Annotated in this window: 17 protein-coding genes and 2 pseudogenes; 4 read left to right on the top strand and 15 right to left on the bottom strand. The window is 37.9% G+C overall.

Annotated elements, in window-relative coordinates; genetic code table 11:
- Positions 1 to 232, top strand: a pseudogene (locus ACGF49_RS15125) (hypothetical protein); the annotation flags it as partial.
- 222 nt (positions 233 to 454) lie between these two features.
- Here ACGF49_RS15125 and ACGF49_RS15120 read toward each other — a convergent pair.
- Positions 455 to 1,009: a hypothetical protein gene (locus tag ACGF49_RS15120; protein WP_011144592.1), complete on the bottom strand. Its 555-nt coding sequence runs from the start codon at positions 1,007 to 1,009 to the stop codon at positions 455 to 457.
- Between the two features lie 261 nt (positions 1,010 to 1,270).
- Between ACGF49_RS15120 and ACGF49_RS15115 the strand changes: the two are divergent.
- Positions 1,271 to 1,412 (top strand): annotated as a pseudogene (locus ACGF49_RS15115) (IS5 family transposase); the annotation flags it as partial.
- Between the two features lie 164 nt (positions 1,413 to 1,576).
- On the opposite strand, the gene cpmH reads toward ACGF49_RS15115, so the two are convergent.
- The 8 genes from cpmH to cpmA form a co-directional block, all read right to left on the bottom strand.
- Positions 1,577 to 2,125, bottom strand: a complete 549-nt coding sequence (gene cpmH, locus ACGF49_RS15110; protein WP_387491675.1) for a carbapenem biosynthesis protein CpmH — start codon at positions 2,123 to 2,125, stop codon at positions 1,577 to 1,579.
- Entirely contained in the window at positions 2,122 to 2,658 is a 537-nt protein-coding gene (cpmG, locus tag ACGF49_RS15105) for a carbapenem biosynthesis protein CpmG (RefSeq protein ID WP_011144590.1), read from the bottom strand. The genes cpmH and cpmG overlap by 4 nt, the downstream gene beginning before the upstream one ends.
- Positions 2,648 to 3,496: a carbapenem biosynthesis protein CpmF gene (gene cpmF / locus ACGF49_RS15100; RefSeq protein WP_113041229.1), complete on the bottom strand. Its 849-nt coding sequence runs from the start codon at positions 3,494 to 3,496 to the stop codon at positions 2,648 to 2,650. Before cpmF ends, cpmG begins: the two co-directional genes overlap by 11 nt.
- Before the next feature lie 8 nt (positions 3,497 to 3,504).
- On the bottom strand, positions 3,505 to 3,759 hold the full coding sequence (cpmE, locus tag ACGF49_RS15095; RefSeq protein WP_011144588.1) for a carbapenem biosynthesis protein CpmE: 255 nt from the start codon (positions 3,757 to 3,759) through the stop codon (positions 3,505 to 3,507).
- Positions 3,746 to 4,930 carry a carbapenem biosynthesis protein CpmD gene (gene cpmD / locus ACGF49_RS15090; protein ID WP_011144587.1) on the bottom strand — a complete coding sequence of 395 codons (1,185 nt, stop codon included), beginning with the start codon at positions 4,928 to 4,930 and terminating at the stop codon, positions 3,746 to 3,748. Before cpmD ends, cpmE begins: the two co-directional genes overlap by 14 nt.
- Before the next feature lie 76 nt (positions 4,931 to 5,006).
- A complete protein-coding gene (gene cpmC, locus ACGF49_RS15085; protein ID WP_011144586.1) occupies positions 5,007 to 5,828 on the bottom strand; it encodes a (5R)-carbapenem-3-carboxylate synthase in 822 nt (273 codons plus the stop codon).
- Positions 5,829 to 5,841: 13 nt separating this feature from the next.
- Positions 5,842 to 6,591, bottom strand: coding sequence for a carboxymethylproline synthase (gene cpmB, locus ACGF49_RS15080; RefSeq protein WP_011144585.1), 750 nt, complete (start codon positions 6,589 to 6,591; stop codon positions 5,842 to 5,844).
- Between the two features lie 2 nt (positions 6,592 to 6,593).
- Positions 6,594 to 8,099 (bottom strand): carbapenam-3-carboxylate synthase, encoded by a 1,506-nt coding sequence (cpmA, locus tag ACGF49_RS15075; protein WP_011144584.1) that lies wholly within the window; start codon positions 8,097 to 8,099, stop codon positions 6,594 to 6,596.
- A gap of 1,262 nt (positions 8,100 to 9,361) precedes the next feature.
- Between cpmA and ACGF49_RS15070 the strand changes: the two genes are divergently transcribed.
- Together ACGF49_RS15070 and ACGF49_RS15065 are read left to right on the top strand one after the other, a co-directional pair.
- Positions 9,362 to 9,634, top strand: coding sequence for a DUF1778 domain-containing protein (locus tag ACGF49_RS15070; protein WP_011144582.1), 273 nt, complete (start codon positions 9,362 to 9,364; stop codon positions 9,632 to 9,634).
- A complete protein-coding gene (locus ACGF49_RS15065; RefSeq protein WP_011144581.1) occupies positions 9,625 to 10,113 on the top strand; it encodes a GNAT family N-acetyltransferase in 489 nt (162 codons plus the stop codon). The genes ACGF49_RS15070 and ACGF49_RS15065 overlap by 10 nt, the downstream gene beginning before the upstream one ends.
- An 82-nt stretch (positions 10,114 to 10,195) precedes the next feature.
- Here ACGF49_RS15065 and ACGF49_RS15060 read toward each other — a convergent pair whose 3' ends face one another.
- From ACGF49_RS15060 to ACGF49_RS15035, 6 genes are read right to left on the bottom strand one after another with little or no spacing between them, the layout of a single operon-like run.
- Positions 10,196 to 10,825 (bottom strand): bifunctional 4-hydroxy-2-oxoglutarate aldolase/2-dehydro-3-deoxy-phosphogluconate aldolase, encoded by a 630-nt coding sequence (locus tag ACGF49_RS15060; RefSeq protein WP_113041230.1) that lies wholly within the window; start codon positions 10,823 to 10,825, stop codon positions 10,196 to 10,198.
- 17 nt (positions 10,826 to 10,842) lie between these two features.
- A complete protein-coding gene (locus ACGF49_RS15055) occupies positions 10,843 to 11,787 on the bottom strand; it encodes a sugar kinase (protein WP_113041231.1) in 945 nt (314 codons plus the stop codon).
- A complete protein-coding gene (gene uxaC, locus ACGF49_RS15050) occupies positions 11,784 to 13,208 on the bottom strand; it encodes a glucuronate isomerase (protein WP_387491667.1) in 1,425 nt (474 codons plus the stop codon). The genes ACGF49_RS15055 and uxaC overlap by 4 nt, the downstream gene beginning before the upstream one ends.
- On the bottom strand, positions 13,205 to 14,686 hold the full coding sequence (locus ACGF49_RS15045; protein ID WP_387491665.1) for a fructuronate reductase: 1,482 nt from the start codon (positions 14,684 to 14,686) through the stop codon (positions 13,205 to 13,207). Before ACGF49_RS15045 ends, uxaC begins: the two co-directional genes overlap by 4 nt.
- A gap of 27 nt (positions 14,687 to 14,713) precedes the next feature.
- On the bottom strand, positions 14,714 to 16,027 hold the full coding sequence (locus tag ACGF49_RS15040; protein WP_109791254.1) for a TRAP transporter large permease: 1,314 nt from the start codon (positions 16,025 to 16,027) through the stop codon (positions 14,714 to 14,716).
- 27 nt (positions 16,028 to 16,054) lie between these two features.
- Positions 16,055 to 16,561 carry a TRAP transporter small permease gene (locus tag ACGF49_RS15035; protein ID WP_011144575.1) on the bottom strand — a complete coding sequence of 169 codons (507 nt, stop codon included), beginning with the start codon at positions 16,559 to 16,561 and terminating at the stop codon, positions 16,055 to 16,057.
- Positions 16,562 to 16,739 lie beyond the last annotated feature (178 nt).

Here is a 16,739-nt window from a genome sequence, read left to right as displayed (position 1 = left end):
GGGTCTGGTTCGGATTCATGGGCGAGTATTAAAAAGAAAAATAAGGAGAATGAGATCATATAATTACGGTTCATTCAAGGGGGGGGTAAAAAAGTATGCTCGCGCCCTGGTCACTATCCCATGCGGAGGCACACATATAAATAATATTAATGAAGTCAAAGACGTAAATGTTGAAATAAAAATCGGTGAATCTGCTGATTTTATTCAAGTAACGACTTATTGCAGAGTATAAAGTCATGAATCTCGACCTACTTTATTTCTATCTTCTGCTGGTTGTTTTATCCTATATACCCAATGGATTTCAAGATGCATCGCGACGGCAAGGGAGCGAATCCCCGGGAGCATAGATAACTATGTAACCGGGGTGAGTAAGTGCAGCCAACAAAGAGGCAACTTGAAAGATAACGGGTATAAATAAATTAAATACTTCTCTATTGTTCTACCATAAGAAATATCAATCCTTCTGTAATACATCTTTGACAGTATATCCTTGATTGGGATGATTCGGTGTCTGTGGAAATGCCATCATTAGATTCTGCTTATTAAGCAGTGGTTTTATATGGCGCTGTCTGAGATTCTTTGCAGAACGATTAAGTAGTATGCCTAACACATCAATACGGATATAGTGAGATTGACAAAGTTTCATAATAATCGATTGCATTTGTTCTAGATCTAATCGACGATTTTCATAAGCTGGTTTAGCAATTTCTCGCAATTTTTCTCTTAAATCGGATGTTATGTACTTTAAGTCATCAATAAATGGCAGGCTAAACGATGAAGGAGCAAGACGCCCTAACTCATCTCGGTGGATTTGAATACCTGAATATGAATGAGGCAAGCTAGATTCCTTATGGGGTAAGTCCAATTTATTATTAATATTATTTATTGTTCCAGCAGAGAAAAGTTCTTCAGGGCTTGGTAACGACATACCCGGCAATGTATAAGACTTATTACGCTTCTCACCTGATGAGACTAAAAATCCTTTATTCTCAAGGCGAGGAAAGGCCAAAGTGACTTCTCGGGAGTGTAGCGTTGTTAACTCACAGGCCCGCTGATGATTAGGCTGTGTCCCGCAATAGGCTGAGATAGAATAATCTATCTGGCTCTGACTTTCGGAAAAAACATGTTATGGCTCATTACGACCTTCCTGATGAAGCATGGGAGTGATTGCTCCCCTTATAACCGGTTAAAAAGTCAGGGAATAAAAGTGATAATTCTCTATAAATCAAATGAAAAAGCGTGGTCAGATGGACGGGTTAAATTCGACCATGAAACGTATCGAAGAAGAAATGTTGTAGAAAGATGTATTGGTCGACTCAAAGAGCATCGTCGCATCGCCACCCGTTATGAAAAGACAGCACGCTATGGTGAAATTAGGTTGTATCTGCTTATTTCTTAAGGCCATAATTTAGTTGAGGGACATAACCTAGAAATCGGATTTATGCCTCAGAAAAATCAACAGAGTGATCCAGCGCAAGCAACAGACCATCTTTCTGAAAAATTGAGGCTGTAATTTAAATAGTTACTTAACGGCGTGTACTATTCCGTTGTTTCTGAACCCTATTATTGCTTAAAATTAGTAAAGAATTTCAAGTTGAATAGGATCACTTATTATTTTAATAATCCCAGTGTCAGATTTTTCAAATTCAATTTGATATTTTTCATTGTCAATGCCTGTGATAATATTATCTAGATAAGAATATGCAAACCTTATTGATTTGTTCTTAGCCCATTCAGGTAATAAGTGTACATAGTAGTTAAAAACTATAAATCCTCTTTTTTTATTTATGTAATTTATATTTAGAATGTCTTTTAACATCATTCTACCGTAACAAAAATCACCATTTTTATTAAATTCTTTTTTCCCTAAATTGGTTAAATTCCATAATTTATTTTTTCCTCTTTTAAAATCCAACCTTACTAATCCAGCATCAACAAGAGATTCCATGTTCGCATTAGCCCATATAGAATCTTCATTAATTGATACTGGCCATTCAATCTCACCTAGGCATAATAATATTTTATCGTCAATTTTTTTTTGTATTTTTTTTCTAAAAGATTCATTTTCTCCTGAATGACAAAAAAAAGATAAAAAAACAAAAAAAAAAAATAAAAAAAATTTCATAAACTACACTCCATATTATATTCTGTCATGGCATCACTAACATTTTTATATTTTTTCTTTGTAAGATAGGATTTAGTATAATCCCAATAATAATTTGAAATACCAGGCACTTCATTGTTATATTTTATATCATATTTAATAAATTCTACTGGGTATTCTCCAAATATGTCATCATCATTATTTTTTTTGCGAAAAAAAATAATATAATAAACTCCATTTTTTACCCCTAGCTCGTAATCTTGTATTTTTATTTCAGAAGCAGATAATTTAAAATCAAACCAAGTAAAACCAGTATCATTTGGGAGTGGAACTATATTAAATTTCCCATTTTTATTTTTTATAAAAACAGTTAATGTGTTACTTGGATGAGATGTATTGTTTTCAAATTTGGCATAAAAAATTACATCTTTTTTTCCATCACCATTCAAATCTATAAGATTGATTCCATCCTTTAGATTTACCTTATTTCCGCAATGAGAAAATGCCTCAAACGAGAAAAGTAAAATAAAAATAAGGTAAAATTTATTTTTCATTTAAATAGCTCCTAACTAATCTAAATCCAACATCTGGCATAATATATCCTGAACTATGGTTATCACAACTGGATAAGCTGTTTGCATGGGAAAGATAACTTCCACCACAAAAATAGTACAACTTAACTGTACCAAGTTCATAACTATCATAGACCCATTCAGAAACATTTCCACTCATATCGTATAAATCTAAGTCGTTTGGAGATAATTTACCTACAACCTGTGTTCCAAAATTACTTGTATTAAACTCTGGATACCATGCCACCTTCTTAGAATCATTGCTTCCAGAGTGATAGTATCCATATCTTCCTAATCGTAAGGCAGGTTCTCCGCCCCTTGCTGCAACATGCCATTCATTTAAGGTAGGTAAACGATAGCCATTAGCGTTTGTATTTATAAAGATCTCTAAGTTTTTGTCTTTTTTTCTAATAATTTTATTTCCTTTTTGAAAATATACTGGAGTGAGTTTTAATTTCTCACTTAATGCATTTGAAAAAAGAATGGTATCTAACCATTTAATACTAGTCACAGGATGCCTGCCTTCATCCTGCTCAGGAGGAAGACAATCTTCATAATGTGACCCATTACATCCATCATCAAAATCATAACCATTTAATATAGCCCATTCATATACCTCTTTATATTCTGAATAAGTAACTTCATTCTTCATGATATAAAAAGAATTTAATGTAACATTAGAATGAGATTCATAATTTTGAGCGCCAAACACACTACCAACGTAAAAATCACCGCCTTCAACAAAGCTGAGTTTCATGTTATCAAATGAATATGCTTTTGATGACATTATTATAAATAAAAACAAATAAATATATTTCATTTTTTTTCCTATATTTCAATGTTGCTTTTCGGGTATGAGCAGCAAGTCAGTATATATCCAGAAGATATTTTATCTCTAGATATTCCACCAGAATGATCTAAATTAACTTCACCAGAAATAAGCTTTACTTGACATTTGCCACAATATCCAGAAGCGCAATGATATTTTAATTTAACTCCATTCTTATAAGCACATTTCAAAATCGTTTCATTCGATGATATATCAAAAGAATCATTTCCAATTTTTAATTTAAAGACATCCATTTTTATCTCCCGTATTTTTTAATCTTAAAATAATCTCTTTCATTATCTTTCTGTTTTCTGTAACAAAGGTATCTGAAGCCACTGCATTTTCATTTATCCTTCTTAATAAATATGGCAATGATTTATCAATTGGCCCATATGGCAAATATTTACACGTCCTAATACCATTGTAAGCTAATTTTGATGAAATATGATCTCCAATCCCGTACAATTGTCCAATCCAAAATGATTTATTTTTTAATTCATTCTTATTTAATATGATTGATATACTATTTTCATTATGAGTTGCAAAAAAAGGATAAAAATACTCAATTCTTTTTGATATGTATTCAACTAAATAATTATAATTTAAATCAGTCTCTTCTTTATTTAAAAAAAATGTTCCAATTGATTTTTCTTTATTTTTAATCTCTTCTTCTAAATAAGCTCCTCTAACAATCTTAATACCAACTTTAATGTTATTATCAATAGCAATTTTATGTAGTAACATCAGAAGATCAATGGATTCTTTTTTGTAGGATTGTATTGTTAATGTTATAATAGGTAATATTTTATTGTGTTTAATAATGCTATCTATGACAATCTTGTCTACTGCTGCCTGAATCCAAGATTGCTCTGCATCAATCATAACTTTAACTGATTTAATTTCTGCATAATGAAATATTTTTTCATAACGTTCTAATATCCTACTCCAAGAATTAATTTTTTCTCCAAAAAAATTCCAACCTCTCATTTTTTCTTCATAAAGATGAATATCTCCTAGTGATGAAGGCTTAATGGCAACATATGGTATATTGGACTCTTTGCTAGCGAGATCAATTAATTTTAATGTTGACTCTAGCGCATTATCAAAGAAAATTTCGTCGTTTTTCCCTTCAATTGCATAATCTAATATGCTATGAATATTATTTTTTGATAGAAAAATCACATTAGCCTTTGCTTCATCTATACTTTCACCACCAAAATAAACCCCATTTAAAAACCTAATAAAAAACTTATTTTTTTTATTTAAAATAAATCTCATCATCCATAAAGAAATTTTTTTTGTGATTTTATTTGTTAACAATAAAGTTACAAAAAACTTAAGAAAAAGGGTTGATATACTATATCTAGAATACAGTGATGTTTCGTCTTTAAAAACCTTATTATTGTTTGATTTTTTATTAGCCATTATTTGTAATTTCTATAGTTATAACAACTCATATGTCACTTTATTTTTACCTCCCCTTCTATGAAGGGGGAGGAATTTAAATATCAGCAGTTTGCCCACGGTAAAGACGACGAACGATATTATCGTCATCAAATTCTTCCCTTTCATGAATAACTCTTCTGTTATCCATTATAATTAAATCACCTCTTTCCCAATAATGCTTATAATAATAGCGGGGATTTTTCATAAATTCAGTAAGCTCAGCAAAAAATCTCTTTGTTTCTTCATCTGTGAACCCAATAATTCTTGGCTCCCAGCTGGCTGGTTGTCCCTCATCGAATGGAAAATATATTAGCATTTTTCTCACCCATCCAAGGTCAGTAAATACAGGAACTTGAAACCATCCAGCAGGAGATACATCTACATAGTAGCCATATTCCAGAACCCTTACTTCAAAAATTTCATTTTCTAAAACATGTAATAAATGCTTAGGCATTTCTTTGCATGCAAGAACATGATCACAAACAGTAGTTGCTCCTCGAAACTTCATGTTTTTTATTTCTGCGGCATATAAAAAAACCTGATCTACTTGCGATAACAATAACCCACCATCAGCATGAAATGGGAGTTGTCCACGTCCAGTGACAACTTTTCCTTTTTCGCCCTCAAGTTTTAATGTATCACGATACCCAAAACCAACATCTATTTTTTCATCTGCATATTCAACTATTGTTCCATATTTGCTGTATATATCACGAAATTCATCAGCATTAAGGTTTATTTTATTGACTACAACAAAGCCTTGCCTCATTAGAAGATTTTTAATTTCTTCAGCAGAAACTTTCAAAAAATCATCTGCACTAATGTTAGCACCAAAACCTGACTTCATTATTGGCGACCATTGTAAATTTTTATTCATTTAATTATCCTTATTAATATTTCTCACCAAGTACTTTTTTAAAATGCTTTTGAGAATCTCTAGAGCCAAACGAATTTTTATGAACTAATTTTGATTCTTTTCTGCTATCTTCCAAGATATCAACGAATTTTTTGTTCATAAATTTTTTTGTGTTTAAGTATGCTGTTTTCGGATATGTTGCTAGTAAATTAGCGCGTTCTATTGCTGTTTCTAAAAGAATTTCTTTATCTATTACTTGATTTGCAATATTGTATTCAATACACATTTCTGATGAAATCTCTTCGCATTCAAATACAATTTTTTTCATTATATTATGTCCATGTGTAAAACTAAGTATAGCTGCACCTACAGAACAACCAATACCGTGTTTTAATTCAGGCATTATAAATTTAGCTTCACTTGATACAATTCTTTGGTCAAACATTAAAGAAAATTGAAATCCCATTCCTATAGCATAACCATCTACCGCAGCTACTGTTGGTTTGTTTACGTTTAAAACAGCACAATATAGATCAATCACTCTATCTATCCAACGTTCCACACTTTCTCCTGATAGATTTTTAACTTCACTGAAATCTCCCCCTGAAGAAAAAGAACGATTCTCCCCACCATAAACAACAATGGCTTTAACATTGTCATCTTGATCAGCTTTAATTAAAGATTTTTTAATTGAGTTTTCTAAACTTTCACTAAATGGATTATGCTTATTTTCATGGTTAAGAATAATTACCCTAATTGAGCTAAAATCTCTTTCTATTACCATATCTAATTCCTTCTTATGATTTCACACAACTTGGTTGAATTTGCTTCCTCAATTGACAATCTTCCTGTCAAAAATTCTTTATATATAGAATAACTAAACCTTGTTTTATCTTGATAGTTATTTACTTCAGTTCCTATCATTGTTGCAAAAGATTTATTAACAGATGATCCTTCATGAATACCTATTTTTTTTCTCCACACTATTTCTTTTGGGAGGATATTTATACTATTTGCATACTCTCGTAAAATATTTTTAACTTCGTTATCTCTTATTTTAAAGTATGGATCCAAATTATGACATAAAGATATAAGATTATTAGTCCAAAATGGATGATAAACATTCAACCCATAATTTCCTGCTCCATGAGTTGAAAATTCTCCTGTCCATTTAGTTCTATAAACTTGCTCAGACAATATTTTATTTGGTTCAATATAGGATTTTTCGGGGTCTAATATACCCCCAAATAATAGATCAGAACCATATCCTGTTATCAATGAATTAACTTTTCCTTTTGCTAATTCATAAACATTAAATAATCCTGATTGAATCTCAGAAGATAATCCGTCAAATATTTCATTATAATAAATAGCTTTTACTACACCTGATATAACTTCATCTTCACTAAGAATTTTAACTTCGTGCTCTGTACCAAGATAATCAGAAACAATTTTAGAAAATTCAAATTCATTGCTTAATTCTGTTCCTATAGACCATGTTTTTACTTTATCAAAATACTTTGATGCTAAAGCAGTAACTAAACTCGAATCTAACCCTCCTGATAGTGGAACACCTATAGTTTCATTATTTTTAGATAACCGGGAAATAGAGTTTCTCAAATCAGAATCAATTATTTCAAGAAGAACACTTTCTTTTATATCAAAAGAATTTTCCTCTACAGGAGATATTACATATTCAACTTCCAAATGAAGATATCTCTGTTCATCAAATGTTAATTTATTTATTGTACCAGGCTTTAATCTGGACACATTTCTTATTGGTGAAAAATTATCTGGTTTTAGTGAGTTCTTAATAACTTCGCTTTCAGGTTTGAAATCAAAAGCTTTATCTCCCTCTACCTTACCAACAATCTTCAAACTATTAGTAATCCAAATCAAATCTGTCTGTACTAAATTTACTAAATTTAATCCTCTAGACTCTGTTATTACTTCTATATTTCCCTTTTTATCCTCAATAAAAAGGCAATAATCTCCTTCTGCTATAGAAATAATGGAATTACCAAATTTATCTCTACTTAATAATAAAATTTCCACATCACTAAGCACACTAGATCTTCCTTCTATTTTTCCAAGAATGGATCTGATGGTAGATATGTTATATATATTACCAATTAAAAAAGCAGTATATCTTTCACTTTTAAATTTAGATACCTTTGTTGTACTACGGAAGAGTATGGTTCCAGTAGATAATTCATCAAATTGAAATTCATTTATTAATTTATTTAAATTTTTATCAAAACCATATTTAACAAAGCAAAACTCTGAGCTCAATTTTAAATTCCTTTTTATAACTTTATAAAAGTATTTTAAATAGTTATACTTCTAAAAATTAATCTGGTGTTAATAATAGTATCATATTAAATTAATTTATCAATGCATTTGATCATTAAAATTAAAATTATTTATATATCTAATTAACTATTTGTTTTTAAATATAGAAATCGCAATATTATTGTACCAGTGACAATCACGCATGGTTACATTCCCTCTGATATATTATGTATCTTTCATGGATCCAAGTAGGTACAAGTTCAGCTAAAATCATAGTTGTATGCATTCCAATCATTTTCATCTGATTAGGAATTTTATTCTGTACTGTGCATTATGATAGAGAAGCTAACCCCGTTTAATGAGTGCAAAATATACCGTCTAACTGTGCAGAATTGGTTACCGTGCTACAGATTCAAAGAAAAAATGGGTAAATTGCAATCGTATTTATCACGCGCGGTATCATCAGGTATGTGTCCTTAGCAAAAGAAGCCAACTAATAGTTATATAAATTAAATATAACAAAATTGTCTATTAAGAAATTAACAAATCCTTGCGCTCACTAATTATTGTAGATTAATTATGGATTTATCAAATATAACTACCGTTCAGTCAGGTCGACCAATTACATGTAATGTATGGTTGTTCTGGTTAAGGTAGTTCACCGAGAGCATACCCAACAACGTACTAGTACTACAGCCGTAGATACTAGAAAGTTGCATTTTCCTTGATGCTCACAACTCTGAGAAACCGCATGAATTAAGCTTTTCTATGGGTGTCTTTTCTGTTGAAAAAAGTAAGTACGGCTGTAGTACTAGGCTGTGTCCCGCAATAGGCTGAGATAGAATAATCTATCTGGCTCTGACTTTCGGAAACAACATGTTATGGCTCGTTACGACCTTTTTCTTAAAGCCATAATTTAATTGAGGGACATAACCTAATCCATCCTTCTACAGCCACTGTCGCTAAAATCATTCGATCAAGGTTTTCTAGTTGTTCAAATTTAACCCCAAACTTAAGTTTCAACCGCATTAAGATATTTTCAGGTATCAAGCTCACTGTCAGTAATTCTAACAAAGTTTGTTCTGGTGTCTAACGTTCATATAAATTAGGCCGACGCCAGTCAGCAGAAGACCAGCCACTATATTTTGGATAACCCAGCATGCTTACGTTTCATAAGATTTCAAATGGAGACGCTAAATGTATATCTATTAGATATACAACTGCTATAATGACTATCTACCAATTTGCTACACAGGTGATTTATGAGAACACAACCTAAAGAAACCCCGATCAACATCCGGGCGAAAGCCTTCCAGCGGGAGCTTATTGACCATGCAGCAAACCTGCTCTCAAAGACCCGAACTGATTTCATCTTGGACGCTGCCTGCCGCGCAGCCGAAGATGCCATACTCGATCAGCGCCACTTTTTCGTTAACGACGAAAAATACCATATGTTCATGCAGATGCTGGAGCAACCGCTTTCTGATAATGAAGGTTTTAAAAAACTGATGGGATATAAAGCACCGTGGGAATAAGCACACCTGAAATATTAACGGCTGAACATAATATAAATGATTTTTATTGCCAGCATGAAACATTAAACGAATGGCTTTCACGCCGGGCTTTAAAAAATAATAAGCTCGGCGCGAGCCGCACATTTGTTATTTGCAAGGAAGGCACAAAAGACGTTATCGGTTATTATTGTCTAAGCGCCGGTTCAATTAATCATATTGAATCTACACCATCGCTTAAACGCAATATGCCAGATCCTATCCCTGTAGTGCTTCTTGGCCGTCTGGCTGTCGATGTGGAATATCAGGGGAAGAAGCTCGGGGCATTGCTTCTCCAAGATGCTTGGAAGCGTGTCGCCAGCACGGCAGAACAAGTGGGCATTTCAGCTATAATCGTCCACGCACTTGATGAGAGCGCGCGAACGTTCTATACGCGTCTTGGCTTCGTCCAGTCACCGTTGGAGCCATACACGCTGATGCTTCCATTAGGCAAACAGAAGTGAAAGAATTTTTACTAAACCCTTTTTTTCCCTTTGGTATTATTGTCGGAATAATATTTTATCCCAAGACAAGAACCACTATTCCTTAAGTATTCACCAAATCCACCGCTTCACGAGTCAGGCGACCGATTTCCTGCCAATTTCTGCTCTCCACCAGCGCTTGACTAACCATCCATGAACCACCACACGCCACAATACGCGGTACAGCAAGATAATCGCGAATATTATTTGGTCCGACTCCCCCAGTCGGCATAATTTGCAATTCAGTATAAGGTGCCAATATCGCTTTAATCATTGGCAAACCGCCGGAAGGTTCTGCCGGGAAGAATTTCAATAGTTTTAGCCCCAATTCCATTGCACCTTCAATCGCACTTGGATTATTCACACCCGGAATAATAGGAATATTCAATTGCTGACAGGCTTTGACCGTATTTGGATTAAAACCCGGCGAAACCATAAAATCAGCGCCAGCCTGTTTTGCAGCAACCACCTGATCACGGTTCAGAACAGTACCTGCACCAATCAGCATATTCGGCTGAGCTGCTCTCAACAAACGAATAGCTTCCGCCGCTGCCGTAGAACGGAAAGTAATTTCGGCTACCGGCAAGCCGTTGTCAGCCAATGCCTTACCCAACGGAATAATATCTTCCGCTCGGTCAACAGCAATCACAGGTACAATTTTTAACTGGCGTAACTGTTCAATCATCTGTTTCATCAATTTTCTCTCCGCTGTTAAAAGAAACTGTCAGTCACTGCTTGAGTTGCACTGATTGGAATAATCGCCCCTTTATGCTGAATAACGGTACCAGCCAGACAATGCCCCATAATTGCCGCTTGTTGTATCGGACAATCCGTCAGAAATCCTGCCAGAAACCCAGCATTAAAGGCGTCTCCCGCCGCCGTGGTATCGGCCACGTTAACAACCGGCACCGTTGGGATCAGCTCAATCGGAGTATCCTGTACCAAATGCTGATAATAGCAACCGGCAGCCCCCGCTTTAATCACGGCTTCTTTAACGCCTGCTTGTTTAAGACGAATCATGGTTGCTGTAACCGATTTATCGCCCCACAGCTTACATTCATCGTCATCTGTCACCAGTGCCAATGAGGTAAAGGCGAGTAATTTCTGATAACAAACTTGGGTTTCCTCCACACTTTGCCATAATGCCGAACGATAATTACTGTCGAAAATGATGGTTTTTCCTTGAGCAGCCAGCTCAGCCAGCAAGTTTAGTAGCTTTTCACGATCATCAACAGGCAAGATAGCCAAACTGATACCACTGAGATAAATGGCATCCATCTGCTGTAATGCTTGCATAACCGAAGAGAAATCAGGATGGCGCACCATATAACGGGCAGCGGAATTATTACGCCAGTACAGAAAGGTGCGCTCTCCCTGTCCATCAAGTTGAATCAAATACAGTCCCGGTTGGCGAACCGGATCACGCAAAATCAGATGGGTGCGAATACCCTCGTCTTGCCAACGTGTGATCATCCCTTCACTGAGCGAATCCAAGCCCAACGCAGTCACAAAATGAACAGCAATCTTCTGTCGGCTTGCACGTGCTAAATAAACCGCACTGTTCAAGACATCACCACCGAAAGTCTGATGCATGGTCGAAAAAGGGGCACCATTAAGTTCGATCATACATTCACCAAGGAGTGCAATCTGCTTCATAGATTTTCTCCCGGCAAAGCAAAATAACGGCGGGCGTTATTAAAACAAATATCCTCAACTATCTGCCCTAACATGGCTTTGTGGTTAGGAATTTCGCCCTTTTCTGCCCATTGCCCTAACACATTACACAGAATGCGGCGAAAATATTCATGCCGCGTGTATGAAAGAAAGCTACGAGAATCGGTCAACATACCAACAAATTGACTCAGCAACCCAAGTTGGGAAAGTTGTTCAAGCTGACGCAACATGCCATCTTTCTGATCATTGAACCACCAGCCCGAACCAAACTGCACTTTACCGGCGATACCGCCACCTTGAAAGTTACCGGCCATCGTAGCAATCACTTCGTTATCTCGTGGATTCAGACAGTAAAGAATCGTTTTCGGCAACTCATCCGTCACATCCATACTATCCAGCAAGCGAGATAGCGGCCAAGCAATATTGTTATCACCAATGGAATCAAAGCCGCTATCCGCGCCAAGTAAGCGGAACATCCGGCTATTATTGTTGCGAATAGCGCCGATATGCATTTGCATCACCCAACTACGGGCGGCATATTGCCGGCCAAGCCAGACCAGAATCGCCGTGGTGTACTGTGCAATTTCAAGCTCAGAGAGAATGCCCCCTGCCAGCCGTTTTTGCAGGATGCCATTTAATACCGTTTCATCAGGAATAGGAGCATAGCGCAAATTTTCTATGCCGTGATCAGCAGCCCGGCAGCCATGAGCAGCAAAATGCTCAAGCCGACGCTCCAACGCGTTCAACACATCAGCAAAAGCAGCAATCGATACATCAGCCACGGCTTCAAGCTGTTTGATATAGTCAATGAAACCCGCCAGCTCGATTTTAAATACCCGATCAGGACGCCAGCTTGGTAATACTTCGATATCGAAACTCTCATCTGTCGCGATTTGGCGGTGATATTGCAAAGAATCTACCGGATCATCCGTGGTTCCAACCATACGTATATTCATTTGCTGCATGATGCCACGCGCTGAAAACGCCGGGGTTGCCAGCTTTTCATTACATTGATGCCAGATTTCATCCGCGGTTTGCGGCCCAAACAATATCCCGCTAATACCAAATGGACGACGTAATTCTAGATGTGTCCAGTGATAAAGCGGATTTCCTAAGGTCAACGGTACTGTTTCTGCCCATGCCTGATATTTTTCATAATCACGGGTTTGCTTGCCGGTAATCAGTGATTCATCAATACCCGCACAGCGCATAGCCCGCCATTTGTAGTGATCCCCTTCCAACCAAATCTGACCAAGGTTATCAAACCGGCGATTTTCAGCAATTTCACGCGGATTAAGATGACAGTGATAATCATAAATCGGCATATCTGCGGCATGTTCATGATATAGCTGACGGGCAGTTTCATTGTTCAGAAGAAAATCGTCACACATAAAATTTTTCATATCATTTTCCTGTCAGCTAAATCGAGTGCCGCCACAGCATGACGAGCGCCGCAATCCAATAATAATTGATAAGCTGCGGTAACCGCCCGGACAAAATGCGGATTAGCTAACACTGGGTTACCAAAAATCGCCAACAACGCGGGTACTACATCAACAGATAACCCATATTGCTGGTAAATGGATTTAAACTGCTCAACCAGCGGATCACGCACATCAATCAATTTGCCTTGTTCATCTTTTCCACTGACATAACGCATCCACCCGGCGATACCCAAGGCTAAATGGCGGTAATCGCTGCCGTTTGCCAGATGATAAATGACAGAATCAAACATACGTTGTGGCAGCTTCTGGCTGCCATCCATTGCTATCTGCCCGGTTTGATGCTTAAGGTTGGGGTTACTAAAACGTTCAATCAACAGATGAGCATATTGAAAAAGATCGGTTCCTACCGGCATCGTCAAAGTTGGCGCTTGTTCTTTCAACATTAGATCCAAAGCGGCTTGCCAGTAATCGGGGTTCACCATTGCGTCAGCAATATGCGCATATCCCGCTAAATAGCCCAGATAGGCTAAAAATGAGTGGCTACCGTTTAGCATCCGTAATTTCATGGTTTCAAAAGGCATCACATCTTTAACGAATTGGGCTCCTGCCACATCCCAGTTTGGGCGGCCATTGGCAAAGTTATCCTCAATCACCCACTGACGGAAAGGTTCACAGGTGATTGCACTGGGATCGTATACACCTAGCTGTCCGGCTATCTCCGCCACCGATTCTGGCGTAGCCGCAGGAACAATACGGTCAACCATTGTGCATGGAAAAGTCACATTCAGTTCAATCCATTGCGCCAGCTTTTCATCACGTAAGCGGGCAAAACCCACCACCGCTTCACGGGCAATGTTGCCATTCTCTCTGATATTATCGCAAGACATCACCGTCAATGGCGGCAAGTCACGTTCATAACGCAGACGAAGCGCCTCGACAATATAACCAATGGCCGATGTTGGTTCGGTTGGGTTAGCTAAGTCCCGTTGAATGAATGCATTATTCACATCCAGCTTGCCGCTGGCTGCATCGATGCAATACCCTTTTTCAGTAATCGTCAGAGAAATAATCGCCACTTGCGGCTGCGCTATCGTTTCCAGAATACCTTGCTGACCCACAAACTCAGGGTGTAAAGCATCAACCATAGAGCCGATAATTTTCAACTCAGTTTGTTCTGTCCCCTTCTCCGCAATGGTGCACAAGCAATCTTGCTGTTTAAGTTGCTGAATCAACCGATGACCGGAGAACAAACTGACTTCACAAATTCCCCAATCACTGCCCGTTTTTTCCAACATATGATGAGTAAAAACCGCCTGATGGGCACGGTGAAAAGCGCCACATCCCAGATGGACAATACGGGCAACCAACTTCTGACGATCATAAGAAGGCAGAGAAATAGCGGGGTTAATTTTACTGTTGGCTATATTACGGATCATAGAACAATTCCTGTTTAATGACGCGGATTACTTAAATGCTGAGTAATTCAGTAACATCTGAGGCAACCACAAGCTCAGTTGCGGTATGAAGGTCACCAACATCAACGCGATAACCAAAGCGCAATACATGGGAACTAACGGTTTCAATACCTTATTAATGCTGACCTCACCGATAGAACAACCCACAAACAGCGCACTCCCTACCGGCGGTGTACAAATACCAATAGCTAGGTTGAAGGTCATAATGATGCCGAAATGTACCGGATCAACGCCCATATTCTGCGCTACTGGCAGGAAAATCGGCGTAAAAATCAGAATCGCCGGTGTCATATCCATAAAGGTTCCGACCAACAACAGAACCAGATTAATGACCAGCAGAATAACCAGAGGGTTTTCAGAAAACGCCATGAGTGCATCAGCGATTAAATAGGGCAGATCCGCATTCGCCATTGCCCAAGACATGCCCATTGATGCACCAATCAGCAACAAAACAATGGAAGTGGTCACCGCAGAATCCAGAATGATTTTGGGTAGTTTAGTGATACTGACTTCACGATAAATCAATACTGCCAATATAAAGCTGTACAACACAGCAATCGCCGAGGCTTCTGTGGCGGTAAAAATACCGGCAATGATCCCTCCCATAATAACCACAACCAGCATCAGAGAAGGCAATGCACGAACTAATGTGGTGAAAAATTCGTTCCATGTCGGCTTGGGTGATACCGGATAACCACGGCGCTTGGCAATGATTGCCGCCACAATCATCAAAGATGCCCCCATCAAAATACCGGGAATATAACCCGCCAAAAACAGTGCGGCAATTGATGTGCCACCAGAAACCAGTGAGTAAACAATCAAAGTATTACTTGGCGGGATCAACAAACCGGCAGGACAGGAAGCAATGTTTACAGCAGCGGAGTATTCCGGCTCATAACCCTCTTTTTTCTGCATTGGTGCCATCGTTCCGCCGACCGCCGCAGCCGATGCCACTGCTGAGCCCGAAATCGCACCGAAAAACATATTCGCTATAATATTGACGTGCACCAGAGAACCGGGCAAACGGCCGCCCATGACTTTCGCCAGATTAATTAGACGGGCAGCGATTCCCCCTTGATTCATAATATTTCCCGCCAGAATAAAGAACGGGATAGCGAGCAAAGAGAAGTTATCAACACCGACTGCCATACGTTGAGCAACCACGGTAATCGCCGCTTCCATTGGTAAAGTCATCATAATTGCCAGTAATGATGACAAACCAATCGCAAAGGATACCGGTACACCCAGTGCCAGCAACACGGCAAAACTACCGAACAACGCTAAAACCACTTGCCAATCCATAAGCCCATCCCCTTCTGCCTGGTGACTTTATTGATTTTCAGAAATAACCGCGTCTTTACCTGAAAAATTCCGAATAAGAGCAACAATGTCTACTAGCACATAGCAGATCATCAGAACACCGCTAATTGGCAGACATAAATAGACATATCCCATCGGTAATCCCAGCGCGGGCGTGATCTGCCCGGTTTCAAGGGTTGAGATCACCAGTACCGATCCGCCATACACCAGCACGATCGAAGCAAACAGCATGATCGCGGCCTGGATCACCAAACCCACACTATTTTTGCCTATTCCCTTAAGTTTCATCGTTAACAGGTCGATAGCTAAATGGCGATGTTGACCTGTGGTATATGCCGCGCCAATCATGGCGACCCACATAAACAGATAACGAGCGAGTTCATCCGTTACCGTACTTGGCGTACCAAACACATAGCGGGAAACCACCTGCCATGTGACACAAAACACCAAAAAAACGGAAAGGCTGACGGTAAAAAATGCCAAACCTTTATTGAGGCAATACACAAGGTTTTTCACGGGGCTTTGTCCTTATTGGCCTCAACATGTGCCTGATTTGATCGACCAAATAGGGCAAACTGTCTGACCAAAATCAGTAAAGGAAGCTTTACGTTGCTTGGATTATAAGATCCAGGTCAAAAAAACATCCAGTGAGCGGGATCACAAACTGACTGGTCCACCCGTTGGCCCGATTATT

This window comes from Photorhabdus sp. RM96S, from assembly GCF_042879335.1.
Lineage (GTDB): Bacteria > Pseudomonadota > Gammaproteobacteria > Enterobacterales > Enterobacteriaceae > Photorhabdus > Photorhabdus kayaii.
The sequence above is the reverse complement of the archived record's forward strand: the minus strand, read 5'-3'. Positions and strand labels throughout refer to the sequence as shown.